Below are 26,165 nucleotides of genomic sequence, written 5' to 3'. Positions count from 1 at the left end.
CCTATGTATCCTTCAAGCATGAAAAAAATGATGCTGGCGATGGAAGAGAGCCTCGTTCAATGTGGTACAGAGCTCATCGATTGCGATATTGTGCAACCTGCCGAGCCATTTTTAAATATGGCTGGAGAAGATTTACGTCGCCGTATTTTTCTAACCCAAAGCACAAATGGCCAGAACCATTGTCTGCGCCCCGAATTTACAATTCCGGTATGTTCAGATCATATTCAAAATAATGGCAGCGCACCCCAAAGGTATGGATATCTCGGCCCCGTATTCAGGCAGCGGCAGGTTGGAAAAACTGAATTTCATCAGGCTGGTATCGAAGACTTAGGCGATCCAGATATTGCAAAAGCCGATGCATTGGCAATTTCAGATGCCATGCGTCTGACCAATCAATATTGCAACAATATATCAACGCTCACAACATTAGGTGATCAAAATATCTTTGCCACCGTTTTGCAAGCACTCGGGCTGCCTCTTGGCTGGCAACAAAGACTGCTTCATGCATTTGGAAATCCAGATGCGCTCGAGCTGATGCTAACGACTTTAAGAAATCCGAGCGATACATCCAATCTTGATGCTAAACTTTCGATCATTATTGAAAATGAAGACCACAAGGCGCTAGCATCTTATCTAGCTAACATTATGCAGGAAACAGGTTATTCCACCCATGCCAGCCGCTCACCGGATGAGATTGCGGCCCGGCTGATTGAACAGCAGCAATTGGCAAAAGTACACTTAAGCGATGAACAATTTTCAATACTGAGTAAATTTTTGTCGATGGAACTGCCCTTGAGCGAAGCACTTAGTTCTCTGACAAGTTTTGCTTCTGAAGCGAATTTGGATATTCAAAAGGCATTTGAACTTTTTTCTGCACGTATTTCTCAGTTAGAAAACTTAGATATCGATTCATCGAAAATACAGTATGTTGCAGCATTTGGCCGACCACTTGATTACTATACTGGTCTAGTTTTCGAAGTATCCAATAGGGCAAATGATGAGGTTTTGGCAGCTGGAGGGCGATATGATCGACTTATGTCGCTGCTGGGCGCAAACAGTGTCACACCCGCTGTTGGGTTTTCATTGTGGCTTGATAGATTCGAGGTTGCGTAAATGACAATTACCATAGCGCTCCCATCAAAGGGCAGAATGAAAGAAGCCACATTGCAAGCATTTTCAGATGCTGGCATGACAATTCAATCCATCGGCAATGATCGATCTTACCACGGGCGCGTTGTGGAAAATGCTGATATTGAAATTGCCTTCATGTCCGCAAGCGAAATTGCAAAAGAACTCGCAACAGGGGCTGTAGATTTCGGTGTAACCGGCGAAGATCTGGTGCGCGAGCAAATAGCAGATGCAGATGATTATGTGTCCTTTTGCGCACGACTTGGTGTTGGTCAGGCTGATGTGATCGTTGCTGTTCCAGATTTTTGGTATGACGTGACAACAATGGCCGATCTTGGTGATGTGGCCACGGGCTTTCGCCAAAAGCATGGGCGTAGATTGTCCATCGCAACAAAATATTGGCAACTTACGCGAGATTTTTTCTCATCGACCCACGGTATTCAGCTTTATAGAATTGTGGAAAGTCTTGGTGCGACAGAGGGAGCGCCTGCTGCGGGAACGGCGGATATCATAGTTGATATTACATCGACCGGCTCAACCTTGAAGGCCAATCATCTGCGAGTTTTGGATGATGGTGTCATTCTAAAATCAGAGGCTTGCTTCATCGCTTCAAAACAATCCAAAGCGAAAGATACCGATCTTTATAGGAAGATGAGCACCATATTTCCCGTTACTCATAATTAATCAATATTCTGACTGAACAGTACTATGCAACTTTACTGTCTGAATTTTTGCGCGGGTTCTTTGTGAAAATGCGGGAATATAAACACACCTTTTATAATCGCTTCGGACACGTTCTCGATGATGGACTCCCCGATGACTACAACCGGTTGTTCGTGTCCATCAGTGCCAATAATTGTGGTTGAGTACGAAAAAGTTGAATTCTGCGCGCAAACAACATCAAAAATTTCGGTAATACGGTCTCTATCTTCAGGTGTATAACTATTGATAAGCGGAAGTAAGCCGCAAGAGGAGGAGATATTGTGTTGATAGGACGACAAGTCGCCAAGCGTAAAAATACCTGATTCCGCAGACGCGTACCAATCTTCGATTTGGCAATAGTTCGCTAGCAGTTCCAGATCGATGTTCTGGAGACTAGCAGTATGTGGCTGTAATGTTAACAGCGAGCTTTTACTCGATACTTTAAACACGAACCACTGCCCCAGACCCAATTTCTTGAAATGAACATGTATTCAATAACTGAAGTCTGCCAATGAAAAGTTCTAAATCTTTTAGACTTTCCAAGAGCTCATTTATCAGATGGCGCTATTTAGCGTCGGAGGGAGGTTTAATCCTCCCGAATACAACCATAAGATAGCAACCGTTGAACGAAGTATCAAATATATTGTTAATTTAGAGTTAATTCTGAATTCTTTAATTGATTGTCGTTGCGGGTTGAAAAATGTAAATCAATAAAAAAGGGCGACCAAATGGACGCCCTTTAAAGTAGAATAGTCTATATAGACGAATGACTTACATCATGCCGCCCATTCCACCCATGCCGCCCATGTCTGGCATTCCACCAGGACCTGCCGCAGCTTCTTGTGGAATTTCAGCAATCATTGCTTCTGTTGTGATCAATAGACCGGCAACTGATGCTGCATCCTGAAGAGCTGTACGAACAACTTTAACCGGATCAACAATACCCATGGAAATCATGTCGCCATATTCGCTAGTTTGAGCGTTGTAGCCGTATGTAGCATTGTTTTCGTCGAGGATTTTACCAACAACAACAGATGCTTCATCGCCAGCATTTTCAGCAATCTGACGAGCAGGTGCTTGTAGTGCACGACGAACGATGTTGATACCAGCTTCTTGGTCAGAGTTTTCACCCTTAGCAGAAATACCAGCAGATGCGCGAAGAAGCGCAGTTCCGCCACCAGGGACGATACCTTCTTGAACAGCAGCACGTGTTGCATTCAATGCATCATCAACACGGTCTTTACGTTCTTTAACTTCAACTTCTGTTGAACCACCAACACGGATAACTGCAACACCACCAGCTAGTTTAGCTAGACGCTCTTGAAGTTTTTCTTTGTCGTAATCAGAAGTAGTTTCTTCGATTTGAGCTTTGATCTGTGACACGCGGCCTTCGATTTCAGCTTTTTGACCAGCGCCATCAACGATGATTGTGTTTTCTTTTGTGATGTTTACGCGTTTAGCAGTACCCATCATGTCCAAAGTAACATTTTCAAGCTTGATGCCAACGTCTTCAGAGATCACTTGACCACCTGTTAGGATAGCGATGTCTTCAAGCATTGCTTTACGACGATCACCAAAGCCAGGAGCTTTAACAGCAGCAATTTTCAAACCACCACGCAGTTTGTTAACAACAAGCGTTGCAAGAGCTTCGCCTTCAATGTCTTCAGCAATGATAAGAAGTGGTTTAGATGTTTGAACAACAGCTTCAAGAACAGGAAGCATTGCTTGTAGGTTAGAAAGTTTTTTCTCGTGAAGAAGAATATAGCAATCTTCAAGTTCAGAAATCATTTTCTCAGTGTTCGTTACGAAGTACGGTGACAAGTAACCGCGGTCGAACTGCATACCTTCAACAACTTCAAGCTCTGATTCAGCAGTTTTCGCTTCTTCAACAGTGATAACGCCTTCGTTGCCAACTTTTTGCATTGCTTCCGCAATGTCAGCGCCGATTTGTGCTTCGCCATTGGCAGAAATCGTACCAACTTGTGCAACTTCTTCAGAAGTTTTGATTGGTTTAGCAGAATCTACAAGTGATGCAATCACGTCTTTAACGGCCATATCAACGCCGCGCTTTAGATCCATTGGGTTCATGCCAGCAGCAACGGCTTTGCCGCCTTCGCGAACGATAGATTGTGCAAGAACTGTTGCAGTTGTTGTACCATCACCTGCAGTGTCATTGGTTTTAGATGCAACTTCACGCAACATTTGTGCGCCCATGTTTTCAAACTTGTCTTCAAGTTCAACTTCTTTTGCAACTGAAACACCATCTTTTGTGATGCGTGGAGCACCGAAAGATTTGTCGATAACAACGTTACGGCCTTTTGGACCAAGTGTAACTTTTACAGCATTTGCAAGAACATCAACACCATTAAGCATTTTCTCGCGAGCTGAACGGCCAAATTTAACTTCTTTAGCAGCCATGATTTTTCTCCTTGGGGCGGTTCCTATCTATGTGGAAGTGGCCCTAGATTTAAATGAATTGGTTGATTGGAGGCAAAAAGCCTTAGCCCAAAATACCCATGATGTCAGATTCTTTCATGATCAAAAGGTCTTCGCCTTCTAAAGACACTTCAGTGCCTGACCATTTGCCGAACAAGACTTTGTCGCCAGCTTTAACTTCAAGCGCAACAAGTGCACCTTTGTCGTCACGTGCGCCTGCGCCAACAGCGATGACTTCACCTTCGGAAGGTTTTTCTTGTGCTGTATCTGGGATAATAATACCGCCAGCAGTTTTAGCTTCTGACTCAACGCGACGTACGACGACGCGATCGCCTAGCGGACGGAAATTTGTGTTTGCCATTTTCTCTACCCTAATCTCTCAATACTGGAGTGGACTATTGTTGTTTTCAAAATTAATTTGAATTTGTTAGCACTCTTATACGAAGAGTGCCAAGCGAAGTTGATCTAGGGGTTCGGGAGTAAATTGTCAAGAACATGAGATGATTCTTTCGACATAATTTTAGTTGATTTTGGCTGCATAACCGTGAGAAGGCTCTGCCTACTACCTCAGCTACCCATTCATATGTAACGGGTTTGCTTTGCTAAATTTGTCGTGGGAAGGGTAAGAGTTATGTGTAGAGTTTTATTTTATTGTTCGTACAGATTTGGTCAATATTTAGAAATGCAATCATCACGATCGATAAAGTGTGTATTATGCTGCTGTTGATGAGCTCTCGTTCTGCTATGCTCCGATTATTATTGCTAGTAACTCTTACAGTTGGTGGCGCTGTCACCGCGATTGGCGTAGGAATGCCAATTCCGCTGCTGACTGGCCCGGCAATCGTCACAACAATTGCAAGTGTTTCCGGTATCGATTTGCAGTTTCCAATGCGGGTTCGGGATGTAATATTCCTGTTTGCCGGGATAGCAATTGGCGCGACAATATCACCAGAATCGATAGCAGCGCTTACTCGGTGGCCGTTTGCCTTTGCCATTTTGGCAATATCGGTATTAGTAATGATTTTGGTCGGCCAAAGATTTCTGCAAAGGATAATGCGAACTGACGCACGCTCCGCGCTTCTGGCAGCCACACCCGGTCACTTGAGCTTCGTTATTGCATTAGGTGAAGATCTCAGACTGGCAACTGATAAAATGGCGGTAGTGCAATCAATTCGATTGTTATCACTAACGTTACTCGTGCCATTTGCATTTAAGTTAAGCGGAGTTGAGACAGGTGTTGGGATAGGGCCAACACAAGGAACTGAGATGAGCCTGTTGCAAACGGCTACCTGTGCAGTTTGTGCAGTCGCAATTGTACCTATTATCAAAGTTACAAAATTATCAGCACCAGTGTTAATGGCGGGCATGGTTGTTGGAGCTGTTGCACGTTTGACGGAGTTTGCACCTGGCGGGTTGAGCCAATGGATAGCATTTCCGGCTTTGGCAGCCATCGGCGCATTGATTGGTACTCGCTTCGCAGGCATCAGCATAACCCAACTGCGAGAATCAGCAGTTGCGGGTCTGGTAAGCACAGCACTTGCTGCAACGTTGACACTAGTGGCAGCTTGGGCAGCAACTGGTATCGTGCAAATGCCATTGACGCATGTCTTTGTGGCTTTTGCACCTGGTGGACTGGAGACAATGGCTATTATGGGCGCAGCTATTGGAGCGAACCCTGGGTTTGTTGCCGCCGCACATGCGGGTAGATTGTTATTATTGTCGGTCGTAATTCCAATATTGATCAGCAGGATGCAAAACTTCTGAGAGATTAACAAATGTTTGAACCCGTATCGTGAATACATGATGTTTTGAAGTATACCGCTTGCAAATCTACATTTTCATACTTTATATAATTAAGGGTTGATTGCGACGCCTAATTTGACCTGATGAATTAAACTATTCCAGGTGAGATTTCAGTCTCTGAAGAGCAAGCTCCCACTTTGCGCCCACATGGACCAAATAGTCATTAGCCTCCTCAAGGCGGGCGGGTTCCAGTTTATAGAGTGTTTCACGACCCGCTTTCTCTGTAGAGACTATTTTGGCATCGGCCAAGACCTTAAGGTGTTTGCTTATCGCTTGTCGGGATACATCTACTCCCTCACAGAGCGAAGTAATTGACATAGTATCTGTTTCTTTCAAACGCTCCACTATAGCAAGTCGTCTGTTATCTCCTAGAGCAGAGAATGTGTTTGCCAATTCCGTGGATGATTGATGTTGGCTAAGACTCACTTTAAATGCTCCTGGATATTTGCTGTTTGAAATTCCCATCCGACTTGATTATCGCGGAAAACTTGAAGACGTCTCTGGTTTGGTAATTTTTCAAATCCACTTTCGCGAACCGTGAGTTTTGAGCCGCCACTATGTGGCTCTAGTATGAACGTGACTAATGTTGTTTTACCCTCAATATTTGGATCATCAGGTTCTATCGTTTCATCTATCGGCCAAGAGAAACTGAAATAATTTGGCTCCTCCATAGCTTCAATTCTAATCCAAAATGGCAAGCCTTCGTGTCCAGGTAAAGTCATTTTTCCGTAAATGACTTTACCTTTCGCAAATTGGTCATTTAGAGTAACTCGAAACCATGTGCCGAATTCCATATGATCTGTAACCGCAACCCACAAACGTTCAATGGGCACGTTTACATGGATAGAGCGAATGATCTGATCGGTCATTTTATTTATCTTCCTGAATACAAAACGGGGCAACTTGTATGGCCCCGCCCAAAGTGTCGCTGAGGATTAGTGTGTTTCAACGCCATCTATAAGATGAATGATAGATGCCGGATTTGAAATCCAATACCCGTCAAATTCATCTCCTAATGGTTCGATAGTATCGCAGCGCGAGATGCCAGCATTGTTCAAATGATTTTCTGCAGCCGAACTATTGCTTGTTATAACTTGAAGCCAAATCTCAGCTTGGCTGACTGTATTAACGCTGTCGATCCATAAATTGTTTTCCCCAAATTTAAACACAGTACTTTCCTCATTCTGGTTGGGAAGCTCTGCAAGCTGCAACACATCCCGATAGAAAGCTACAGTCGCTTCATATTGATGTGGCGGAACTTTCATTGCGATATTGGGGCCACCTTGAAATTGTGTCTTCATAATAATCATCCTTCAAGAGTCTGTTAGGTATATGTGCAACCATATTGTTGCATATATCTTGATCTATCTGTTTATGCAACCCTATGGGTGCATATAATGTGTTTTATTATGTGCATTTTCTCATGGAGGCATAAGTTTTCAGATAATCTGAGCACTGACTGAGCACTGGCATTGTTTTATTACGTGACTAAAAAAGGCACTCTTGGATAAGGTTGATTTCTGTTTTCCTGATAATAGAATAAATTGGGGGAAGTTATGGAGCGAGATTTTTGTTATGGGCATGCTGATAGATGGTAAATGGGATAATGAAGCAGATCGCTCAATGGTATCTGGTACTTATCGCCGAGAGGAAAGTACTCTTGATACAACCATTGACCAAGAAATATTGCATGCTTTGCAGCATGATGTAGGGCGGTTTATTCTCGTCGTTTCAGCAAGTTGTCCATGGTCACATGGCGCAGTAATTGCTCTGGTTCTCAAAGAACTTTCTGAGAATGTGCTTATACAATGGGCAGGCGGATTACGCGTTGAGGGTTATGGATTGCTGCCAGATGGTCCTATTACGGGGTCTAGTAATATTCAACATGCCCATCAGCTCTACTCTGTAACAGACAAAAACTATACTGGTCGCGCGACTGTGCCGATGCTTTGGGATAGTAAGCGTCAGTCGATTCTGTCTAATTCATCTGCAGATATTATTTTGGCTTTTTCTCATGCTGGGCACGGTTCTGAATTACGACCCGAAATGTTAGTGAGCGAGATTGATGCCCTAACGAGCGATATATTCAATGGTCTTTCAAATGCTGTTTACCGTGCAGGTAAAGCGGAGCAGCAAGCAGAATATGATGAAGCAGTCGACACCGTGTTTGCGACAATGGATTATCTTGAAGATCGTTTGATGGATCAGCACTTTCTCTTTGGCAGTAATTTAACGATTGCTGATATTCGCCTCTTTGCGACTTTAGTTCGTTTTGATACGGTTTATGTCACACATTTTCGTTGTATAAGAAAAAGGCTGGTGGATTATCCAGCTCTCTGGCGATTCACGCGCCGTATTTTTCAGATGCCCGGTATTCGTGAAACTGTCAATTTTGAAGAAATTCGTTTTGGCTACTATGTGAATGATGGAAGCCACAATCCATTTGCTATTATTGGGCAGCAACCTTTAATCAATTGGGATAATCGCGATGGGCTTGATTGAAAGCTATCATTGGAAAGGCTCTAAAGCCATCATGAGCATGTTTAGAGCAAACATGCTTTAGTGTAATTTTCGTAATATTTGAAATAAATTTACATAGTTTCCATGTTGCGACATTCGTCTTAAGAGGGCTGGTGCACACTCATTTAGCAATAGTTATCGATAACACTTGACAAATGTTACCGGTAACATATTATTCCTTTCATTGGCGTTGAACTTTTAGTTCTGGCCAATTGGAGGAAATATAAGGTGTTGAATTTTAAGCTCAACCCATGCGCGTGGCGTATTTTGGGAAGCGGCTTTCTGTTGCCTTTTGGGAGGAATAATGGTCGAGAAGAAGCCCATAATTTCAATGCGTGGCATTGTGAAGAAATTTGGTGGTGTGGTCGCACTCAATGACGTTGATCTTGATGCCTATTCAGGTGAAGTCCTGGCAATCGTTGGAGATAACGGCGCTGGAAAATCTACACTTATTAAAATTTTGACCGGTGTTTATCAGCCAACTCAAGGGTCTATTTCGCTCGACGATAGTCCTCTTGAGATGAATAGCCATGCCGATGCAATCAAGGTTGGTATTGATGCTGTATATCAAACGCTTGCGCTCGCTGATCATCTAGATCCTGCCGCCAATCTTTTTTTGGGCTCAGAACTCACTAGAAACTTTTTTGGAATGACATTTCTGGACAATAAAAAAATGCGCTCAGAAGCCAAGCGCGTGCTCAAGGAACGTTTAGGCGTTACCTTACGTAGTATGGATGCCGAAACATCCAGCCTGTCGGGTGGTCAACGCCAGGCTGTGGCGATTGCACGCGCAGTTTATAATGCAAATTTACGTGTTTTGGTTATGGATGAACCCACTGCGGCCCTTGGCCCGCAGGAAACAGCACGCACTTTAACGCTCATAAAAACACTTAAGGCTCAGGGGTTGGCTGTTATTCTTATTTCTCATTCATTGGATGATGTGATGGAAGTTTCAGACCGTGTTCACGTGATGAGGCGCGGTAAGAAAGCCGGCGTGTTGACCACTGAGAATACAAATAATGAAGAAATTTTGGGAATGATCGTTGGCGCGGTCAATGAAGCGGCAGCTTAAGCGCTTTTAGGGAAGAACAATGAACACTATTATACAAGATAACTCAGCGCTGACATTTAAAGATAGGATTGAACCTTATATTGGTTTTATCGGCCCGGTTGCCATGATCCTCGCTGTAATCATCTTCATGGGTATTGTGGAACCCGCTCGTTATTTCCGTGCATCGAACATGGAAATCATTCTGTTGGATGCAGCACTTTATATGCCGATGGCAATGGCAATGACATTTGTCATTACCCAAAGAGGCATTGATTTATCTATAGGTTCAGTAGCGGCTCTCACTGGTATTGTGATGGCGTTTTCGATCAAGGTTTACGACTTTCCGGCTTGGATTGCAGTTTTTATTGGTATCATGTTTGGCGCCACCCTTGGTCTTATCAACGGTTTGGTGATTACACGCCTTAAAGTTCCAGATCTAATTGGCACTTTAGCGATGGATCTGGTTTATCGTGGGTTTGCACTTATTCTGGCAAAGGGTCTAGTACTATCTCGTTTTCCAGATCTCATTACAACAATTGGCCGTGAACGAATTCCATTTTTCTTGCCAGTGCCAGTTCTTATCGGTATTGCAACCATGATCGGCGGATTCATTTTACTCCGAAAAACCTATTTCGGGCGATATACAATCGCAATTGGGTCCAGTCCTGAAGCTGCCGAAATGACTGGTATCTCAGTCGATCGTCATCGCATTTATGCTTATGTTTTGATGGGGGCTGCTGCTGGCCTTGCTGGCGTGATGTTGACAGGAAAACTGAACGCTATTCAGGCGACATCCGCACCTTATTTCAACTTGCACGTTATTGCAGCTGTTGTGGTTGGAGGGACGTCTTTATTCGGTGGTCGTGGTTCATTAATCGGATCGTTTGCAGGTGTTATGTTGCTTGCGATGATGGTCAATGCGTTGGTGACATTGAGGATCGAGTTTTTCTGGCAATCAGTTGCCTCCGGGGTCGTAATTGTTTCGTCAGTTGCTCTTTACACCTGGCTTGAGAAGAAAGATCGAGATGGTGCTCGTGGACTGCTAGCTGGTCTGTTGTCACCCGACGGTCTTAAGACAATAAAACTTGGGGTCGGTCTAATGTGTGGAATTGCAGTCTTACTCATACTGGGATTTCTGTTCGCAGGAGGTGGTGTTCCAAGCAATTAAGCTTGAGATAGCCAAAAGAGGTCTTGTTTGATCGCAAACAGGTCATATTATAATACATAAACGGGAGGAATATTATGAAATACAATATCTTAAAGGCTTTATTGCTGACAAGTGCGTTGGCATTTTCTAGCACCGCAATGGCGCAAGATTTGCCGCTTAAAGCAATGGATGGTGATGCAGATCGCGACTATTGGTTATTTGAACAAGTTAACAAAGAAGGTTCACTCGAGGCGTTGCAGGCTGCTACCGGCGCGGATGCTGTAAAGCTTTCTGTTTCACAAGAAAAACCGATTGAAATCGCCTTGATTTATCCATCCGCCGACACATCTGATTTTTGGGCACGTGCATATCTAGCTTTGACAAAACGTCTCGACCAGCTAGGCATTACATACAAAACAACTGAATTTGCATCGCGCCAGATTGAGCATTCTCTTCAGTCAACTTATGCAACTCAGGTTGCGCAAGATAAAGACCTGTATGACTATGTTATTTTTGGTCCCTCAGAGCTGGCAACGCAAGCTGACAATATTGATAAGCTTGCAGCAGAAGATGATTTTGATACATTTGTTTGGGCATTCCATACACCGCTTAAATATCTTAAAAACCAGCCTGACATGTGGCTTGATTTCTCATCGGCTTACGGGGCCATAAAAATCTGTGATTATATGGTTGGGCGCCTAGGTAAGGACGTTACCTATGCAATGAACCGAGGGATTCCCGGTATTACGGACAATCAACGTTCTGGTGACTTCAAAGATTGCGTAGCTGAAAAAGGTAACTGGAATGTTGTGTATGAACATTATGGCGAATACCAGCGCGAAGGCGGATTTGCGGGAACCAACTTGATCCTACAAGCCTATCCTGAAGCAACGGTCATCCACAATGCCAATACTGCAATGTCGATGGGATCTGTTGAAGCACAGGTTGCAGCTGGTAAGGAGAAAGATATTTTCTCAACTGGTTGGGGTGGTACAGGCCTTGAGTTAGATGCAATCCGTCGCGGTGAACTTGATGCAACGCCTATGCGTATGGGTGATGATGTTGGTGCCGCAACTGCAGAAGCTATTAAAGCCGATATGGAAGGTCGCAACGATGAAATGCCATTGGTATTTCTCGGTCGTATCACTGTTGCGCATGATCAAATGAGTGCTGAAGAGATTGATAATCTTGAAAAAGAAGCATTCCGCTTCTCCGGTGTTGGCGCTTTAGATCGGTAATCTTAAAGTTCAAAAGAGGCGCCCCCCCCCAAGCGCGTCTTACAAACCACGCAACTCGAGAAATCATTTGCGTGGTTTTTCTTTGTCGTTTGCAAGCTTCCTGCTTGAGAGACCAAAATTCAATCTTTCTACTTGAGTTTATCCGCCAGTTGCTTCAAGACAGCATAATCATTTGATAGCTGTGTTTGGAGGCCGCTTCATGCTTGAAAAATTGAAAAGCCTAACTGACCTTGGTGACAAATATGATGTCATTTTAAGTGATGTCTGGGGTGTGCTGCATAATGGCGTGAGTGTTTATGAAGGCGCACCAAAAGTACTGTCGGCTCTACGTGAAGCTGGAAAAACGGTAATTCTAATCACAAATTCGCCACGTCGAAAGCAAGGTGTTGCATCCCAGCTTGAAATGCTTGGCGTTCCCCCAGAGGCTTATGATGACATTGTCACTTCGGGTGATCTAACACGACATCTTATAAAACAGATGCCAAAGAACGTTTTCTTCTTGGGCCCTGACCGTGATTTGCAAATATTAGATGGCTTGGATGTTGTGCGCGTAAAAGCGGAAGAAGCTGAAGCTATTGTTTGTACAGGTATGTTTGATGATAATGTTGAAAAACCAGAAGATTACTCAGATATGTTAGCGGAATTCAAGGTGCGAAATTTGCCATTTGTGTGTGCCAACCCTGACCTGATTGTCGAGCGTGGTGAGCGAATGATTCCGTGTGCCGGTGCGGTTGCCCAGCTTTATAAGCAAATTGGCGGTGACGTCTATGTCGCAGGGAAGCCGCATAAGCCGATGTATCAAACTGCCCTCGAAATAGCATCTAAAATTAGAGGTGAGATTGACCAATCTCGCGTTGTTGCGATAGGCGACGGAATGCCGACAGATGTGAAGGGTGCTATAAATTACGGTCTTGATCTGGTGTTTGTTGCCCATGGAATTCATATCCAGAATTATGGCGATAGTGATAATATTGATGAGTTAAAGCTTACAGGCTTTTTAGCCAAACAAGGTGTGCGTCCTAACTACTGGATGGAATGGGTATGTTAGGTGGGCTTTAAGTATGCGGATTAAGCGTTTCTCAGGAGAGACATCCCTTTCTGAAACATTGCGTGGCGGTGTCGTCGCTATTGGAAATTTTGATGGCGTGCATCGTGGGCATCAGTCCGTTTTGGATCGTGCTCTGGAAATTTCGCAAGACGCAAATGTACCTTCATTGGTCATGACATTCGAACCTCATCCTCGAGCCATCTTTCAACCTGAAAATGCGCCTTATCGTTTATCTCCAGCGTCGTTAAAGGCAAGAGTTCTGGGAGTTTTAGGGTTTGATGCAGTGATCGAGCAGAACTTTACCCGCGACTTTGCAGGTAAGTCTGCCGATGATTTCATACAGCATGTTTTGATTGAACAGCTTGGTGCATCTCATATTGTTACAGGATTTGATTTCCATTTTGGTAAAGGGCGCGAAGGTGGCCCGGCGTTCTTAATGGAGGCTGGTAAAATAAATGATTTTGGCGTCACACTTGTTGATGCGTTCCGTGATGAGGGTAGCCAGGTCATTTCATCAAGTAGAATTCGATCTTTTTTGAAGGATGGCGAATTGGGCGAAGCAAATTCGCTATTAGGATATCACTTCACGGTTTCAGGCGTTGTTGTCAAAGGTAAGCAACTCGGACGCACGTTAGGTTATCCAACAGCAAACATTTCATTGTCTGATGATGGTGGGCTAAAGACGGGTATTTATGCCGTTCGTTTTAGACTTGATGATGGTAAGCTTTATGATGGTGTCGCAAGTTTTGGCATTCGTCCTACTGTTGAAGATAATGGTGAACCGGTACTTGAGACATATATATTCGATTTTGATGGAGATATATATGGACAGACTTGCCAAGTAAGTCTTGTTTCATACCTTCGCGAAGAAGCTAAATTCGATGGATTAGATGCTCTTGTTGTTCAGATGAAAGACGATGAAGCTGAGGCACGTCAGGTTCTATCAACTATTTCACCTATAAGTCCGCTTGATCAAGCCATGTGTTTTAATGGCTAAAGAGGTACAAAAACTCACTCTAATAACTGGAGCGAGTTCCGGCATTGGACTTGAGCTTGCAAAATGCCTTGAGCAAACTCACCGTCTTATTCTCGTTGGACGTCGGCCTCTGTCAGATATCGATTATTCCTTTGCCGAAAATGTGTCATATATTCAGGCTGATTTTTCCAATCCTCACGCTGCAGTTCAGACAATATCAAATGCACTTGATGCATTTGGCATAGAAGTTCTTGATCACATTGTTCAATGTGCTGGAATGGGCATTTATGCATCCCCATTTGATGAGGAACTTCTTGGAATTGGAAATACTATCAGCGTTAACCTAACATTCCCGATATTGCTGACCAGAGAGCTTGTATCATTGTTAGAGGATTCTGCTGGCAAAATTACTCTGATTGGTTCTATCGCACATAAGGGTTCGCCTCAAATGGCAAGCTATGCCGCCTCAAAGGCTGGCCTAAACGGGTTTGCCCGCGCCTTACAATCCGAATGGCAAGATAGGATTGGCGTTCAGGTCATTCACCCCGGACCAACCTTAACGCCAATGCTTGAAAAAGCTGGATATAAACTGGGATGGGAGAAACATCTATTTGTTCCAGCAAATGTAATGGCTTCAGAGATCGCAAGATTAATGCAGACGAGGAAAATGAAAGCAACAGTGTTTATGGGCGCTAAGCTAAAGAGCTGGATGTTCTCAAATAGCCAATCGGTAAAGACGCGGACAACGGGGGATAAATCGTGAAAAGGTGGCATAGAGCAATGGTAACGGGTGCGGCAAGCGGCATTGGTCTGGCATTGTGCGAGAAGCTTATCCTACAAGGCGTGGAAGTCATTGCAATTGATGTCAATAATGTAAAGTTACAGAAGAATTTTGATTCTAATCTATTGAAATACATTGATATTAATCTTATTAACTCAAAATCAGTTAACAAATTGATTGAGCAACTCAAAAACATCGGAAAATGCGACCTCATTATTCATAATGCCGGCATTTCAGCAACTGGAAAGTTTGAAGAGATTGATCCAAAAGCCTACGAAAACCTTATCAGACTGAATGCAGGTTTTCCAATGCAGGCTTCAATCGCAATGGCTCGGGAGAATTGCTACGCGGACAATGCCAATTTGATCTTCATCTCATCGCTTTCTCATGCAACGGGATATCCGGGTGCGTCTGTGTACGGTGCAAGTAAGGATGCAATTGCTATTTTTGCCAAAAGCATTCGCAAACCCTTCGCAAAAAGAGGTATTGCAGTCACGACCGTTTTTCCAGGGCCTGTTCGAACAGCCCATGCTGAACGCCATGCCCCAAAGGGTGCAAGTGCAGAAAAGCGAATGATGCCAGAAGAGTTGGCAATGAGAATATTGAATGCGGCATCTCGGAACGCTAAAACTCTTCACCCTGGCGGTGTCGCTAAGATTACTGGCTTTTTAGGAAAAATTGCACCCAATTTCATGACCAAACTGATGCGCAAGATCATCTATGACAAACTGGATCGCGCCGTTTGGTAAAATCTCTGGTGGCGACCCTATGGTTTTAGACAACAAAAACACTTTTCTTGTAGGCAAAAAACATCTAATACATGTTTGAAATGAACAAGAGATTTGATTTGTTGAGCTTATCATTGAAAATAGCAGTTCGAATAATTCGAATTATAAGCCCGGTCTTCGCGTAATTACATTTGTAATCATAGTGGAGTCCCGGGATTTTGACGTTGCAACGTCGCCCTTCATATCTACGTAAATATCCTTATTGTCTGTGAGCAAAGAAAGCTCGGGCGTAAGGCAGATAAAAAGCCAATATTATGACAGACGAAACATTCGATTATTCAAAAACACTTAACCTGCCCAAAACAGATTTCCCCATGCGCGCTGGTCTTCCGAAAATGGAACCAAGTTTGATTGCAAAATGGGACGAGATAGGGCTTTACAAAGAGCTGCGCGAAACTTCCAAAGGCAGGCCGCAATATGTACTTCATGATGGCCCTCCCTATGCCAACGGTAACCTGCATATCGGTCATGCGCTCAATAAAATCCTAAAAGATATGATTACTCGCTCATTTCAAATGCGTGGGTATGATGCAAATTATGTACCTGGTTGGGATTGTCATGGCCTTCCAATTGAATGGAAGATCGAAGAACAATACCGCGCTAAGGGTAAAGATAAAGATGAAGTGCCAATCAACGAATTTCGCCAGGAATGCCGAGACTTTGCAGATCATTGGATTGGTGTGCAAACAGATGAATTCCGCCGCCTAGGTGTCGAGGGTGATTTTGAAAAGCCTTACAAAACGATGAATTTCTCATCAGAAGCCATAATTGCTGGCGAGTTGATGAAATTCGCACAGTCTGGTCAGCTTTACCGTGGTTCGAAACCAATCATGTGGTCCGTTGTCGAGCGCACCGCGTTAGCGGAAGCTGAAATCGAATATGAGATGTATGAATCTGATACGATCTGGACGAAGTTTCCAATCGTAAAGGGCCCAGAAGACCTCATTGGTTTATCTGTTGTTATCTGGACAACGACGCCTTGGACGATCCCAGGAAACCGTGCAATCTGCTATTCATCTAAGATCAATTATGGCCTGTATGAAGTCGCATCTGCTGAAAACGATTTTGGGCCACAAGCGGGCGATAAAATGATTTTTGCTGATGCATTGGCGCAAGAATGTGCTGAAAAAGCCAAGGTCGAATTCAAGCGTGTTCGTGATGTGACAAGCAAAGAGTTTGCTTCCATCACATGCGCGCATCCGCTTCGCGGTTTCAATGATGCCTATTCATTCAATGTACCGTTGCTTGACGGGGATCATGTGTCTGATGATGCAGGTACTGGTTTTGTGCACACCGCGCCTAGTCATGGTCGTGATGACTTTGAAATCTGGGTTGCTCGCCGCAATGAGATTGAAGCGCAAGGTATCTCGTCTGATATTCCGTTCCCTGTTGCAGACGACGGATCTTACACGGAAGAGGCGCCTGGGTTTGGCGATGTTCGCGTTATCGATGATAAAGGTAAGAAGGGTAAAGCCAACCAAGCAGTGATCACAGCGCTTATTGGCGAGAATAATCTCTTTGCCCGTGGTCGTGTAAAGCACGAATACCCACATTCATGGCGTTCTAAAAAACCGATCATTTTCCGCAATACCCCGCAATGGTTTGTATATATGGACAAAGATGGTGTTATAGGCGATGCATCAACCAGCAATGCCGGAACGCTTCGCCAAACAGCACTTGCCGCAATTGATGAAACTCGGTTCGTTCCTGCTGCAGGACAAAATCGCCTTCGCACAATGATCGAGCAGCGTCCAGATTGGGTTCTATCACGTCAACGTGCTTGGGGTGTTCCAATTTGCGTATTCCGAAATCCTGAAACCAATGAAATTATCCCGGGTCCGGATTTTGCTAAATCTGACGAGTTGGTGAGCCGTATCAAAGATGCATTTAAACAAGAAGGTGCCGATGCATGGTTTGCTGATGGTGCAAAGGAACGTTTCCTAGAGGGGATGGTCGCTAATCCTGATGAGTGGGAACAGGTGCGAGATATCTTGGATGTTTGGTTTGATTCGGGCTCCACGCATGCTTTCTGCCTAGAAGAACGCCCGGATCTGAAATGGCCAGCGGATCTTTATCTTGAAGGCTCTGATCAGCATCGAGGCTGGTTTCATTCATCATTGCTTGAAAGTTGCGGAACACGTGGCCGTGCTCCCTATGATGCTGTGCTGACGCATGGTTTCGTGATGGCCGAAGATGGGCGGAAAATGTCCAAGTCTCTTGGCAATGTTGTAACGCCGCAGGAAGTTATCAAACAATCAGGAGCTGATATTTTGCGCTTGTGGGTGTCCTCGGCTGATTATGCTGAAGATCTGCGTATCGGGCCTGAGATATTGAAAACATCCATCGATGCCTACCGTAAAATGCGGAACTCATTGCGCTGGATGCTCGGCACACTTGCCCATTATGATGGCGAGAAAGTCGCGCATTCAGAATTGCCGGAGTTGGAGCGCTTGATGCTGCATCGTTTGGCGGAGTTAGATGCTGTCGTGCGCAAGGGCTATGATGATTTTGATTTCAAACGCGTTTTTGCAAGTCTTTCGAACTTTATGAATTTGGAGCTATCAGCTTTCTATTTTGATATTCGAAAAGACACGCTTTATTGTGAGGGGCCATCAAGCCTGACGCGCAAAGCCTCATTGCAAACAATTGCTAAAATCTTTGATTGTCTTGTGACATGGATGGCACCAATGCTTCCCTTTACAATGGAAGAAAGTTGGCTAACGCGTTATCCTGAAGCAAAGTCAGTTCATCTCGCACAATTTGCTGATGTTGATTCAGCCTGGGTTGATCAGGCCTTGGCAGATAAATGGCATAAGGTAAAAACGGTTCGCCGTGTTGTCACAGGTGCTCTGGAAATTGAACGCCGTGAAAAGCGCATTGGTTCATCTTTGGAAGCAGCTCCAGTTGTTTATATCAATGACGATGAGTTGCTTGCAGTTGTTTCGGATATGAACTTTGCTGATATCTGCATCACATCAGATATCAGCATGCATTCCGGTCAGGCACCGGACAGTGCTTTTGTTCTTGAAGATACTGCATCCGTGAGCGTAGTGCCGGAACTTGCAACCGGTAAGAAATGCGCACGTTCCTGGCGCGTAACCAATGATGTTGGCTCTGTTGCCGATTATCCAGATGTATCTGCACGTGATGCTGCGGTGTTGAAGGAACTTAAAGCATTGGGACGTTTATAGAATATACGAGCGGAGCTGGGCCTTGATTAATGGTCCTGCTTCATGTTTTGTTATTCGCCTTGGAGTAACAATGACGTAACGATGATTGCGAATTTTGTTCCGATCAGGTAAAAGCTGCCTGAAATAAGCCGGAATCTGTGGTTATTGAGTATTGAATTGGGCGTTTTTGAGTGGGATTGACGGATGTTACTGACTGAAAATATCAAAAAATTTGTTTCAGGTTCTGTATTGCTTTTGGCGTGTTTGTCGCTGAGTGGCTGCTTATCCTCTCCGACTTATGGTACGGATAAAACCTCGTCGGAACAGCTGATAGATGATTTGGGCAATCTTGCGTCGCTTAAGACGCAAAAAGGTGCTGATATTGATTACAAGCCGCGCCCTGATTTAGTTCAGCCGCCTGCAGGATCCTCTTTGCCTGAACCGCAGACAAGTGTGGTGAAGAACGAGCAAATTTGGCCAGAATCTCCCGAAGAGATCAGGGATCGTCTGGTCGCTGATGCAGATGCGAACAGGGGTAAGTTAGGCTATCGTTCAGCGCTAACTGGTCCGGACCGCGCTAATCAGCGCTTAACTAAAAAGCAACAACGCCAGGCGTATTTGGAAGCTCGGAAGCTACAAAAAGGTCAGTATAAAGACCGCCGCTATTTATCTGATCCACCTGCGGGCTATAAAACTCCTGCAAATACAGCACCTATTGGTGAGCTTGGTGAAACAGAAAAGACAAAAGAACGTCTTGCTAAAGCTGGCGCAACTGTAAAGGGCACCGGTAAGCGCTGGTGGCAAGTTTGGAAACGCTAATAAGTTAGTTTTCCCGTTGCTTTAAGAAGAAGCTCTTTAATATGTCAGCACACATCGCTTCATTAAACCCAGAATAAACCTCCGGTGAATGATGGCAGGTATCTTGTTGAAAAAAACGAGGACCATTTAAGACCGCGCCACCCTTCACATCTTCAGTGCCAATATAAAGGCGCCGAATGCGAGCAAAAGAAATAGCAGCGGCGCACATCGCGCATGGCTCTAACGTTACATAAAGGTCAAGGTTGGTTAGGCGTTCAGAATTCAGGATCTGTGATGCCTGACGAATAGCCAAAATCTCCGCATGCGCTGTTACATCGTTCAATTCTCGTGTGCGATTACCTGCTCTGGCAATAATCTCGTTATCTTTGACGATAACGGCGCCAACAGGCACTTCATCGCGCTGGGAAGCAAGTTTAGCTTCCTCAATCGCAAAATTCATAAAGCTTTCTTTTGCCAATAGAATTATTTCCTTAACCTTGCTGCATGAAACTGATAGGACAGCCCCAAGCAGAGGCAAACACCATATGAGCAAACAAGACAAGCCCCCATTTCGTGGCAATAAAACAAAATCAGGCGACAAAAAGCCATTTAAGCGCGATGATAAGCGTTCTTCTTCTCCTGAAAAGGTGGAATCCGCCCCCGTTCTGGTCGAAGGCCGAATAGCAAAAGTTCTTGCCCGTTCGGGTGTTGCATCCAGACGCGAAGTTGAGCGAATGATTGAAGAAGGCCGTGTGAAGGTCAACGGAAAAGTGCTGGATACGCCTGCACTGAATGTATCGAGCACGGATAATATCGAAGTAGATGACAAGCCTGTCGCTTCAATTGAGCGTACGAGACTTTGGTTATATTATAAACCACAAGGTCTTGTGACGACAAATAATGATCCTGAGGGACGTCCAACCGTATTTGAAAAACTGCCAGAAGAATTGCCCCGCGTGATGTCTATTGGTCGTTTGGATATCAATACTGAGGGTCTTTTGCTCCTAACCAATGATGGGGGACTTGCACGCACTTTGGAACTACCATCCACGGGTTGGCTTCGCCGTTATCGTGTGCGTGCGCATGGTAAGATTGATCAGGCTCAACTAGATGAGCTTAAGGACGGTATCGCAGTAGAAGGCGTGCTTTATGGCTCGATTGAAGCCACGTTAGATCGTGTTCAGGGTTCTAACGTATGGATCACGATGGGTCTGCGCGAGGGAAAAAATCGCGAAATTAAAGTCGTGCTTGCCGCACTTGGGCTTGATGTAAACCGCCTGATCCGTCTTTCTTACGGTCCGTTCCAATTGGCAGAACTTGAAGAAGGAAAAGTTGTTGAAGTGCGTGGCAGAATGTTGCGCGATCAACTTGGACCACGCTTGATAGAAGATTCGGGAGCTAATTTTGATGCACCACTTCGCGAACATGAGAGCAAGGAAGAGCGTGAAAAAGCTGCGGAGTGGAAACCTCGCCGAAAACTTACAGAAGTTGAACGCAAAGAACGTGCACGTGATCGATTGAGCACAAGGCCAGGCGGTTTTGAAGATCGCAGTAAACGAGGCAAGTTTGATAAAGACGAACCTAAAGAAGAAAAAAAATCGGGTTACAGAGGTCCGCGTGATAGATCCGCTAATGTATGGATGGGTAAGGGGGCACGTCCAACAGTTGAGAAAAAAGAGGATGTAGCTGACCGAGGCCGCGAACCTGCCAAAGGCAATTGGCACCGATCTAAAGATAAGCTCGATCCTCAAAAAACGTTTCGCTCAAAAAAAAGTGGTGATGCGAACGGCAAAACGAGTTCTAATAAGGGCGATACTTCCAAAAACGCTAAACCTTTTAAAAGCAAGATGAAAAAAGGACCAAATGCGGATCGTCGGAGGTAAATATAAAGGGCGGCCCATTGCCGCTCCCAAAAGTAATGATATTCGACCGACAAAAGATCGGACACGTGAAAGCCTGTTTAATATACTCACACACAGCTACTCTGACCATCTGAAAGATGGGCGTGTTCTTGAGTTGTTTGCCGGAACTGGTGCTGTCGGAGTTGAAGCACTCTCACGTGGTGCAGAATTTGTTTTGTTCGTGGAGACGAGTATTGAGGGTCGTGGGCTTCTACGCCAGAATGTTGACAATTTGGCACTTCAAGGCTGCACACGTGTTTTCCGTCGAGACGCGACAAAACTTGGTCCTCGTGGGACTGTTGATAAATTTGACATTCTGTTTGCAGACCCTCCTTACAGTCAAGGCTTGGGTGAGAAAGCTATTAACACCGCAGCCGATCATGAGTGGCTTCGAGAAGAAGCTTTAGTCATCTTGGAAGAACATAGTGACATAGAGCCAAAGCTTGATGAACGGTTTGAGTTGCAGGACGCGCGTTCATTTGGCGAAACCAGAATGTGGTTCTATATTTATAACATCTAATGTGATCATAGATGGAGCCTATAAATGAGTGACAAAACAATTGCAGTGGCATTTGGTGGCGGTGGTGCGCGTGGTTTTGCTCATGTCCATGTCATCGAGGTGTTAGATGAACTTGGCCTGACACCTGTTGCCATAAGTGGCACATCTGTGGGGGCAATCATGGGGTCCGCCATGGCGTCAGGTATGAGCGGGCAAGATATCAGATCTTTTATTGATGATACGCTTAATGATCCAAAGGAAATCGCGACACGTGCGTGGAAAGCAAGGCGCCCCGGTTGGCGTGCCGTGTTTTCAGAAGGTGTCAGTCTCGGGCAGTTTAACATCGAACGGATTCTATCTGCGTTTCTGCCAGAGCAAATTCCACTGAGTTTTGATGATCTAAAAATTCCTACAAAACTGATAGCGACGGATTATTATGGCCATCATGAAACAATTATGGACCAAGGTGATCTGCATTCAGCCATAGCGGCATCGGCAGCTATTCCAGCAGTGTTTAAATCTGTAAAACGAGATGGACGATTTTTGATTGATGGTGGAATTTATAATCCGCTTCCGTTTGATCATCTTGAGGGTGTAGCGGATGTTGTGATTGCAATTGATGTTGCGGGATTTCCAAATGGCGATGATGGTAAAATACCCGGCACGACAGATGCGGCTTTTGGCGCAAGCCAATTGATGATGCAATCCATTATTGATCTCAGGCTCCAAAAATCACCACCGGATATATTCTTGGTACCCGATATCCATGATTTCCGCGTGTTGGACTTCTTGCGAGCCGATGAAATTCTTGCGTCGAGTGTTGGTATAAGAGATGATCTCAAACGAGAGCTAGAACGCGCTTTAAGTTAGAGTGCGGATGCCTTACCGCTTGTGAACGGGGATTGTGCAGCAGGTGGATAATGCAAGCCGTCTTGATCTTCATGATCTGCTTTCTCGGCAAGTTTTTTGACAACACGTAAGCAAACAACCGCACTCGCTATACCAAAGAAGACTGCTCCTAAACCATAACCCGCAAGAGCACCATTAATACCATAATATTGCGAGCCAATCCAAACAAAGGGGATAACACCCAATGTTGAGCGACCCCAGTTAAATAAGGTTGAATAGAGGGCAAACCCAAGATTATTAAATGCGGCATTTGCAGAAAATAACATGCCGTTGAACAGAAAACTGATGGCTATCCAGAGGCAGAAAAATGTGATGACGTCTCGTGCTTGACCTGTTGCACCAAATACATCGGCTATCGGTTCAACTGCGAGCGCCAGAATCGCGGATACGACTATGACGTAGACGGCGGTAAAGATAAAACTATCCTTAATTGCATCTTCAATCCGGTGGAATTTACGGGCACCTAAATTTTGGCCAAGAATGGGACCTATTGCGCCTGATAGTGCAAATAACGCACCAAAAGCAACTGGAATAATGCGGCCAACAACAGCCCACCCGGCCACGGCAGAGTCTCCATATTCGGCAACTGTTGCAGTCATGTAGGTGTTTCCAATTGGTGTTGCCAGTTGGGTCAAAATGGCAGGGCCGCCAATAATCATGAAGGGTTTAATCTCGCGAATGATGGTTTGCAGTGTCGGGAATGCAATTAAGTCATGTGTTCTAATTAGGACATAGAACCCGAAGCCAACCATGAAAAAACGCGAAATAACGGTCGCTGTTGCGGCACCGTTTATTCCCATGTCGAAACCAAAAATAAATAGGGGATCTAAAATGGCTGTGAGAAAACCAGCGCCTAGTGTTACGTACATTGCACTTTTAGCGTCACCAACTGCTCTTAGAAGCGAAGCGCAACACATTCCTAAGCCAAGAACGGGTAAAGATAATATAACGATTTCCATATAGCCTTGGGCTAGAACTGCAGTGTTTCCGGTGGCGCCAATCCAGGCAAGTAGGTCATCTATAAAGGGATAGGCTAGAGCAACGACAATTGCCGAAAGTGCAAACATATAGAATAAAGATGCGCCTGCAAGATTGCGGGCCTCTGCCTTGTCGCCACTGCCTAAGGCACGTGATGTGAGTGCAGTGGCGGCAATTGAGAGACCGATATTAAGCGACATTGTGAAAAATAACAGCGTGCCGGCATAACCAATAGCTGCAGCAAGTTCATCTTCACCAAGGAGTGAAATGTAAAACAGGTTAAATGCATCGACTAAAAAGATTGCCACAAGGCCGATGGAGCCGGTTGCCGTCATCGTCATAACATGACGCATTGTTGAACCCGTTACAAACTTCGGTTGGGCTTCAACAACATCTGTTTTTTCGCTCACCATTTAATTGCTGCCTTCTTGATTATCTGGTTTTGGCTTTACCAAGGGTTCAGGTTTGATTGGTTTTGTCAAAATCCGATCGCCTCCTGCAGCAACACCGTCTACTTCTTGCAGAGCAAGGCGTTCTTCATCGCGGTGCCGGACTTCATCAGATATTTCTGATGATAATTGTTCTGTCATACCAAGATGTTCAAGTGTTTTGCGGCCAAATTCGATACCTGATTCGAAGGTTTCTCGGATTTCGTATTCAACACCCGTCGCTCGTAGTGCCAGCGTGTGTGCACGATCATATGAACGAACAAAAAGCTTTACGTTTGGATATTCGGAACGAATAAGTTCAACGATTTTATCCGTTGTGTCGCGCTCATTTGTGCAGACAGCAACTATTTTTGCGCGTTCAATTCCCGCTGCTTTGAGCACATCGCGGCGGCGGCCATCGCCAAAGTAAATTCGGAACCCAAATTTCCGCGCATTGCGAATACGTTCTGCCGATTGATCAAGAATAGTAACATCCGTTCCGCCGGTTAGAAAAACTTGTGATGCAATTTGACCAAAACGAGAAAATCCGATCATCAAAACATCGGATCCCGCGTCCTTGAAATCTTCTTCCATGCCCTCATCTGCAACATTGGATAATAGCATGTTTCCAACTCTAACAACCAGCGGAGTAAGTGCCATGGAGATTGTAACAATGGCAACAAGTGTTGATGCTGTCGATTGCGATAGTAGTTGATTTGCGGTAGCTGCCGTAAACGCTACAAAACCAAATTCACCGCTTTGGGGTAAAATGCTTGCTACGCGAATTGCTTCGTTCGAGTGCGAACCAAACCCACGACACAATTGATAAATGACGATGGCCTTCACAGACATGATGATAGGGACTGACAAAAGGATCAAAAGCATATTTTCATAAATAACTTGAAGATCGAGAGACAAACCGACAGCCATGAAAAACAAACCGAGTAAAATTCCACGGAATGGTTCGATATCTGCTTCAAGCTCGTGCCGGAATGATGATTCTGATAGCATTACTCCGGCGATGAAGGCACCGAGCGCCATGGAAAGTCCGGCATATTCCATCATGGCGCCGGCAGCTAAAACGACGAACAGGGCCGCAGCAATCATGGCTTCCTTGGCGCCAGTACTCGCAATAACTTGAAAAAGCGGGTTGAGTAAGTATCGACCCGTTAAAATCAAAAAGATAATGGCAAGTGCCGCAATCGTCACGTCTTGCAACATAGAATCGGTGCTAGGGTCTGCACTTGGTGCAAGAATTGCAACCAATGCAAGGAGTGGGATAATCGCAATGTCTTGGAAAAGCAGGATCGAAAAAGCTTTTTGGCCATAGGATCGATTAAGATCACCGCTTTCGTTTAGAATTTGCAGTGTGAATGCTGTTGATGACAAGGCAAGACTAAATCCGATAACAATGGCTGTCGAAATACTGTCTACAGCAAAGTAATAACTAAACGCCATCAATATCAAGCCTGTCACAAGCACTTGTATGCTGCCCATTCCAAGGATGTCACGCCGCATGCGCCAAAGGCGAGAGGGTTTCAATTCCAGACCAATGATGAATAGAAGGAGCACAACACCTAACTCTGCGACATGCAAAATCTTCTCACTATCTGCAATGAACCCCAATATAGGTCCGATGACGATGCCGGCTGTCAGGTAGCCTAAAACCGTGCCCAAACCGATGCGTTTAAATAGAGGTGCTGCAATAACGGCACTTCCTAATAACACAATCGCATAATTGAAAAGATTGGCATCAGCTTCGGCCATTTAAATGAATTCCATTCGCGGCAATGATTACAAGTTTGTGATGTAGGACATGATTGTCTTGATATACTCGCTATTAAAGCATAAATGGGCCAATAAG

The 26,165-nt window shown here is 44.7% G+C and carries 24 protein-coding genes and 1 pseudogene; 16 read left to right on the top strand and 9 right to left on the bottom strand.

Annotated features, from left to right (window positions below):
- Positions 1 to 3: 3 nt before the first annotated feature.
- Together AB2J24_RS04130 and hisG are read left to right on the top strand one after the other, a co-directional pair.
- Complete coding sequence (locus AB2J24_RS04130) at positions 4 to 1,113, top strand: ATP phosphoribosyltransferase regulatory subunit (protein WP_367384550.1); 1,110 nt, start codon at positions 4 to 6, stop codon at positions 1,111 to 1,113.
- Positions 1,114 to 1,812, top strand: coding sequence for an ATP phosphoribosyltransferase (gene hisG, locus AB2J24_RS04125; protein ID WP_367384549.1), 699 nt, complete (start codon positions 1,114 to 1,116; stop codon positions 1,810 to 1,812). It abuts the gene before it with no gap.
- Between the two features lie 32 nt (positions 1,813 to 1,844).
- Here the strand turns inward: hisG and AB2J24_RS04120 are convergent, their stop codons facing one another.
- The 3 genes from AB2J24_RS04120 to groES form a co-directional block, all read right to left on the bottom strand.
- Positions 1,845 to 2,279: a hypothetical protein gene (locus tag AB2J24_RS04120; protein ID WP_162654090.1), complete on the bottom strand. Its 435-nt coding sequence runs from the start codon at positions 2,277 to 2,279 to the stop codon at positions 1,845 to 1,847.
- Positions 2,280 to 2,601: 322 nt separating this feature from the next.
- On the bottom strand, positions 2,602 to 4,248 hold the full coding sequence (gene groL, locus AB2J24_RS04115) for a chaperonin GroEL (RefSeq protein ID WP_162654089.1): 1,647 nt from the start codon (positions 4,246 to 4,248) through the stop codon (positions 2,602 to 2,604).
- An 82-nt stretch (positions 4,249 to 4,330) separates the two neighbouring features.
- A complete protein-coding gene (groES, locus tag AB2J24_RS04110; protein ID WP_162654088.1) occupies positions 4,331 to 4,627 on the bottom strand; it encodes a co-chaperone GroES in 297 nt (98 codons plus the stop codon).
- 365 nt (positions 4,628 to 4,992) lie between these two features.
- Between groES and AB2J24_RS04105 the strand changes: the two genes are divergently transcribed.
- Positions 4,993 to 6,030, top strand: coding sequence for an AbrB family transcriptional regulator (locus tag AB2J24_RS04105; protein WP_367384548.1), 1,038 nt, complete (start codon positions 4,993 to 4,995; stop codon positions 6,028 to 6,030).
- 132 nt (positions 6,031 to 6,162) lie between these two features.
- Here AB2J24_RS04105 and AB2J24_RS04100 read toward each other — a convergent pair whose 3' ends face one another.
- The 3 genes from AB2J24_RS04100 to AB2J24_RS04090 form a co-directional block, all read right to left on the bottom strand.
- Complete coding sequence (locus tag AB2J24_RS04100) at positions 6,163 to 6,495, bottom strand: ArsR/SmtB family transcription factor (protein WP_367384547.1); 333 nt, start codon at positions 6,493 to 6,495, stop codon at positions 6,163 to 6,165.
- Positions 6,492 to 6,938, bottom strand: coding sequence for an SRPBCC family protein (locus AB2J24_RS04095; RefSeq protein ID WP_367384546.1), 447 nt, complete (start codon positions 6,936 to 6,938; stop codon positions 6,492 to 6,494). Before AB2J24_RS04095 ends, AB2J24_RS04100 begins: the two co-directional genes overlap by 4 nt.
- Before the next feature lie 66 nt (positions 6,939 to 7,004).
- Positions 7,005 to 7,370: a hypothetical protein gene (locus AB2J24_RS04090; RefSeq protein ID WP_367384545.1), complete on the bottom strand. Its 366-nt coding sequence runs from the start codon at positions 7,368 to 7,370 to the stop codon at positions 7,005 to 7,007.
- Between the two features lie 274 nt (positions 7,371 to 7,644).
- On the opposite strand from AB2J24_RS04090, the gene AB2J24_RS04085 reads away from it, so the two are divergent.
- From AB2J24_RS04085 to AB2J24_RS04040, 10 genes are all read left to right on the top strand, one after another.
- Positions 7,645 to 8,571, top strand: coding sequence for a glutathione S-transferase C-terminal domain-containing protein (locus AB2J24_RS04085; protein WP_367384544.1), 927 nt, complete (start codon positions 7,645 to 7,647; stop codon positions 8,569 to 8,571).
- A 322-nt stretch (positions 8,572 to 8,893) separates the two neighbouring features.
- The gene (locus AB2J24_RS04080; RefSeq protein ID WP_162654082.1) at positions 8,894 to 9,661 is read left to right on the top strand and encodes an ATP-binding cassette domain-containing protein; all 768 of its coding nucleotides are present in this window, start codon (positions 8,894 to 8,896) and stop codon (positions 9,659 to 9,661) included.
- A 19-nt stretch (positions 9,662 to 9,680) separates the two neighbouring features.
- A complete protein-coding gene (locus AB2J24_RS04075; RefSeq protein WP_367384543.1) occupies positions 9,681 to 10,808 on the top strand; it encodes an ABC transporter permease in 1,128 nt (375 codons plus the stop codon).
- 74 nt (positions 10,809 to 10,882) lie between these two features.
- On the top strand, positions 10,883 to 12,025 hold the full coding sequence (locus AB2J24_RS04070; protein WP_367384542.1) for a substrate-binding domain-containing protein: 1,143 nt from the start codon (positions 10,883 to 10,885) through the stop codon (positions 12,023 to 12,025).
- 199 nt (positions 12,026 to 12,224) lie between these two features.
- Positions 12,225 to 13,073, top strand: coding sequence for a TIGR01459 family HAD-type hydrolase (locus AB2J24_RS04065; protein ID WP_367384541.1), 849 nt, complete (start codon positions 12,225 to 12,227; stop codon positions 13,071 to 13,073).
- Between the two features lie 13 nt (positions 13,074 to 13,086).
- A complete protein-coding gene (locus AB2J24_RS04060; RefSeq protein ID WP_367384540.1) occupies positions 13,087 to 14,070 on the top strand; it encodes a bifunctional riboflavin kinase/FAD synthetase in 984 nt (327 codons plus the stop codon).
- Positions 14,063 to 14,812, top strand: a complete 750-nt coding sequence (locus tag AB2J24_RS04055) for an SDR family NAD(P)-dependent oxidoreductase (RefSeq protein ID WP_162654078.1) — start codon at positions 14,063 to 14,065, stop codon at positions 14,810 to 14,812. The genes AB2J24_RS04060 and AB2J24_RS04055 overlap by 8 nt, the downstream gene beginning before the upstream one ends.
- Complete coding sequence (locus tag AB2J24_RS04050; RefSeq protein WP_367384539.1) at positions 14,809 to 15,579, top strand: SDR family NAD(P)-dependent oxidoreductase; 771 nt, start codon at positions 14,809 to 14,811, stop codon at positions 15,577 to 15,579. The genes AB2J24_RS04055 and AB2J24_RS04050 overlap by 4 nt, the downstream gene beginning before the upstream one ends.
- 293 nt (positions 15,580 to 15,872) lie before the next feature.
- The gene (ileS, locus tag AB2J24_RS04045) at positions 15,873 to 18,809 is read left to right on the top strand and encodes an isoleucine--tRNA ligase (RefSeq protein ID WP_367384538.1); all 2,937 of its coding nucleotides are present in this window, start codon (positions 15,873 to 15,875) and stop codon (positions 18,807 to 18,809) included.
- Positions 18,810 to 18,992: 183 nt separating this feature from the next.
- Positions 18,993 to 19,607, top strand: coding sequence for a hypothetical protein (locus AB2J24_RS04040; RefSeq protein WP_367384537.1), 615 nt, complete (start codon positions 18,993 to 18,995; stop codon positions 19,605 to 19,607).
- A 4-nt stretch (positions 19,608 to 19,611) separates the two neighbouring features.
- On the opposite strand, the gene AB2J24_RS04035 is transcribed toward AB2J24_RS04040, so the two are convergent.
- Positions 19,612 to 20,046 carry a nucleoside deaminase gene (locus AB2J24_RS04035; RefSeq protein ID WP_162654447.1) on the bottom strand — a complete coding sequence of 145 codons (435 nt, stop codon included), beginning with the start codon at positions 20,044 to 20,046 and terminating at the stop codon, positions 19,612 to 19,614.
- A gap of 85 nt (positions 20,047 to 20,131) precedes the next feature.
- Here AB2J24_RS04035 and AB2J24_RS04030 point away from each other — a divergent pair.
- The 3 genes and pseudogenes from AB2J24_RS04030 to AB2J24_RS04020 form a co-directional block, all read left to right on the top strand.
- Positions 20,132 to 21,394 (top strand): annotated as a pseudogene (locus tag AB2J24_RS04030) (pseudouridine synthase); the annotation flags it as partial.
- 55 nt (positions 21,395 to 21,449) lie between these two features.
- On the top strand, positions 21,450 to 22,007 hold the full coding sequence (rsmD, locus tag AB2J24_RS04025; protein WP_367384536.1) for a 16S rRNA (guanine(966)-N(2))-methyltransferase RsmD: 558 nt from the start codon (positions 21,450 to 21,452) through the stop codon (positions 22,005 to 22,007).
- A 24-nt stretch (positions 22,008 to 22,031) separates the two neighbouring features.
- A complete protein-coding gene (locus tag AB2J24_RS04020; protein ID WP_162654072.1) occupies positions 22,032 to 22,856 on the top strand; it encodes a patatin-like phospholipase family protein in 825 nt (274 codons plus the stop codon).
- Here AB2J24_RS04020 and AB2J24_RS04015 read toward each other — a convergent pair.
- Positions 22,853 to 24,286: an MATE family efflux transporter gene (locus tag AB2J24_RS04015; protein WP_367384535.1), complete on the bottom strand. Its 1,434-nt coding sequence runs from the start codon at positions 24,284 to 24,286 to the stop codon at positions 22,853 to 22,855. The two genes, AB2J24_RS04020 and AB2J24_RS04015, sit on opposite strands and share 4 nt — an antisense overlap.
- A complete protein-coding gene (locus tag AB2J24_RS04010; protein WP_162654071.1) occupies positions 24,287 to 26,068 on the bottom strand; it encodes a monovalent cation:proton antiporter-2 (CPA2) family protein in 1,782 nt (593 codons plus the stop codon). It abuts the gene before it with no gap.
- Positions 26,069 to 26,165: the final 97 nt, after the last annotated feature.

This window comes from Lentilitoribacter sp. EG35 (assembly GCF_040784015.1).
Lineage (GTDB): Bacteria > Pseudomonadota > Alphaproteobacteria > Rhizobiales > Rhizobiaceae > Lentilitoribacter.
This window is presented reverse-complemented; position numbering and strand designations above follow the sequence as displayed.

Bases quoted from the DNA above. Each gene is read 5' to 3' on its own strand.
- AB2J24_RS04130 (WP_367384550.1), top strand. From the start codon at position 4: ATGTATCCTTCAAGCATGAAAAAAATGATGCTGGCGATGGAAGAGAGC.
- hisG (WP_367384549.1), top strand. From the start codon at position 1,114: ATGACAATTACCATAGCGCTCCCATCAAAGGGCAGAATGAAAGAAGCC.
- groL (WP_162654089.1), bottom strand. From the start codon at position 4,248: ATGGCTGCTAAAGAAGTTAAATTTGGCCGTTCAGCTCGCGAGAAAATG.
- groES (WP_162654088.1), bottom strand. From the start codon at position 4,627: ATGGCAAACACAAATTTCCGTCCGCTAGGCGATCGCGTCGTCGTACGT.
- AB2J24_RS04105 (WP_367384548.1), top strand. From the start codon at position 4,993: ATGAGCTCTCGTTCTGCTATGCTCCGATTATTATTGCTAGTAACTCTT.
- AB2J24_RS04095 (WP_367384546.1), bottom strand. From the start codon at position 6,938: ATGACCGATCAGATCATTCGCTCTATCCATGTAAACGTGCCCATTGAA.
- AB2J24_RS04090 (WP_367384545.1), bottom strand. From the start codon at position 7,370: ATGAAGACACAATTTCAAGGTGGCCCCAATATCGCAATGAAAGTTCCG.
- AB2J24_RS04085 (WP_367384544.1), top strand. From the start codon at position 7,645: ATGGGCATGCTGATAGATGGTAAATGGGATAATGAAGCAGATCGCTCA.
- AB2J24_RS04080 (WP_162654082.1), top strand. From the start codon at position 8,894: ATGGTCGAGAAGAAGCCCATAATTTCAATGCGTGGCATTGTGAAGAAA.
- AB2J24_RS04075 (WP_367384543.1), top strand. From the start codon at position 9,681: ATGAACACTATTATACAAGATAACTCAGCGCTGACATTTAAAGATAGG.
- AB2J24_RS04070 (WP_367384542.1), top strand. From the start codon at position 10,883: ATGAAATACAATATCTTAAAGGCTTTATTGCTGACAAGTGCGTTGGCA.
- AB2J24_RS04065 (WP_367384541.1), top strand. From the start codon at position 12,225: ATGCTTGAAAAATTGAAAAGCCTAACTGACCTTGGTGACAAATATGAT.
- AB2J24_RS04060 (WP_367384540.1), top strand. From the start codon at position 13,087: ATGCGGATTAAGCGTTTCTCAGGAGAGACATCCCTTTCTGAAACATTG.
- AB2J24_RS04055 (WP_162654078.1), top strand. From the start codon at position 14,063: ATGGCTAAAGAGGTACAAAAACTCACTCTAATAACTGGAGCGAGTTCC.
- ileS (WP_367384538.1), top strand. From the start codon at position 15,873: ATGACAGACGAAACATTCGATTATTCAAAAACACTTAACCTGCCCAAA.
- AB2J24_RS04040 (WP_367384537.1), top strand. From the start codon at position 18,993: ATGTTACTGACTGAAAATATCAAAAAATTTGTTTCAGGTTCTGTATTG.
- AB2J24_RS04035 (WP_162654447.1), bottom strand. From the start codon at position 20,046: ATGAATTTTGCGATTGAGGAAGCTAAACTTGCTTCCCAGCGCGATGAA.
- rsmD (WP_367384536.1), top strand. From the start codon at position 21,450: ATGCGGATCGTCGGAGGTAAATATAAAGGGCGGCCCATTGCCGCTCCC.
- AB2J24_RS04020 (WP_162654072.1), top strand. From the start codon at position 22,032: ATGAGTGACAAAACAATTGCAGTGGCATTTGGTGGCGGTGGTGCGCGT.
- AB2J24_RS04015 (WP_367384535.1), bottom strand. From the start codon at position 24,286: ATGGTGAGCGAAAAAACAGATGTTGTTGAAGCCCAACCGAAGTTTGTA.
- AB2J24_RS04010 (WP_162654071.1), bottom strand. From the start codon at position 26,068: ATGGCCGAAGCTGATGCCAATCTTTTCAATTATGCGATTGTGTTATTA.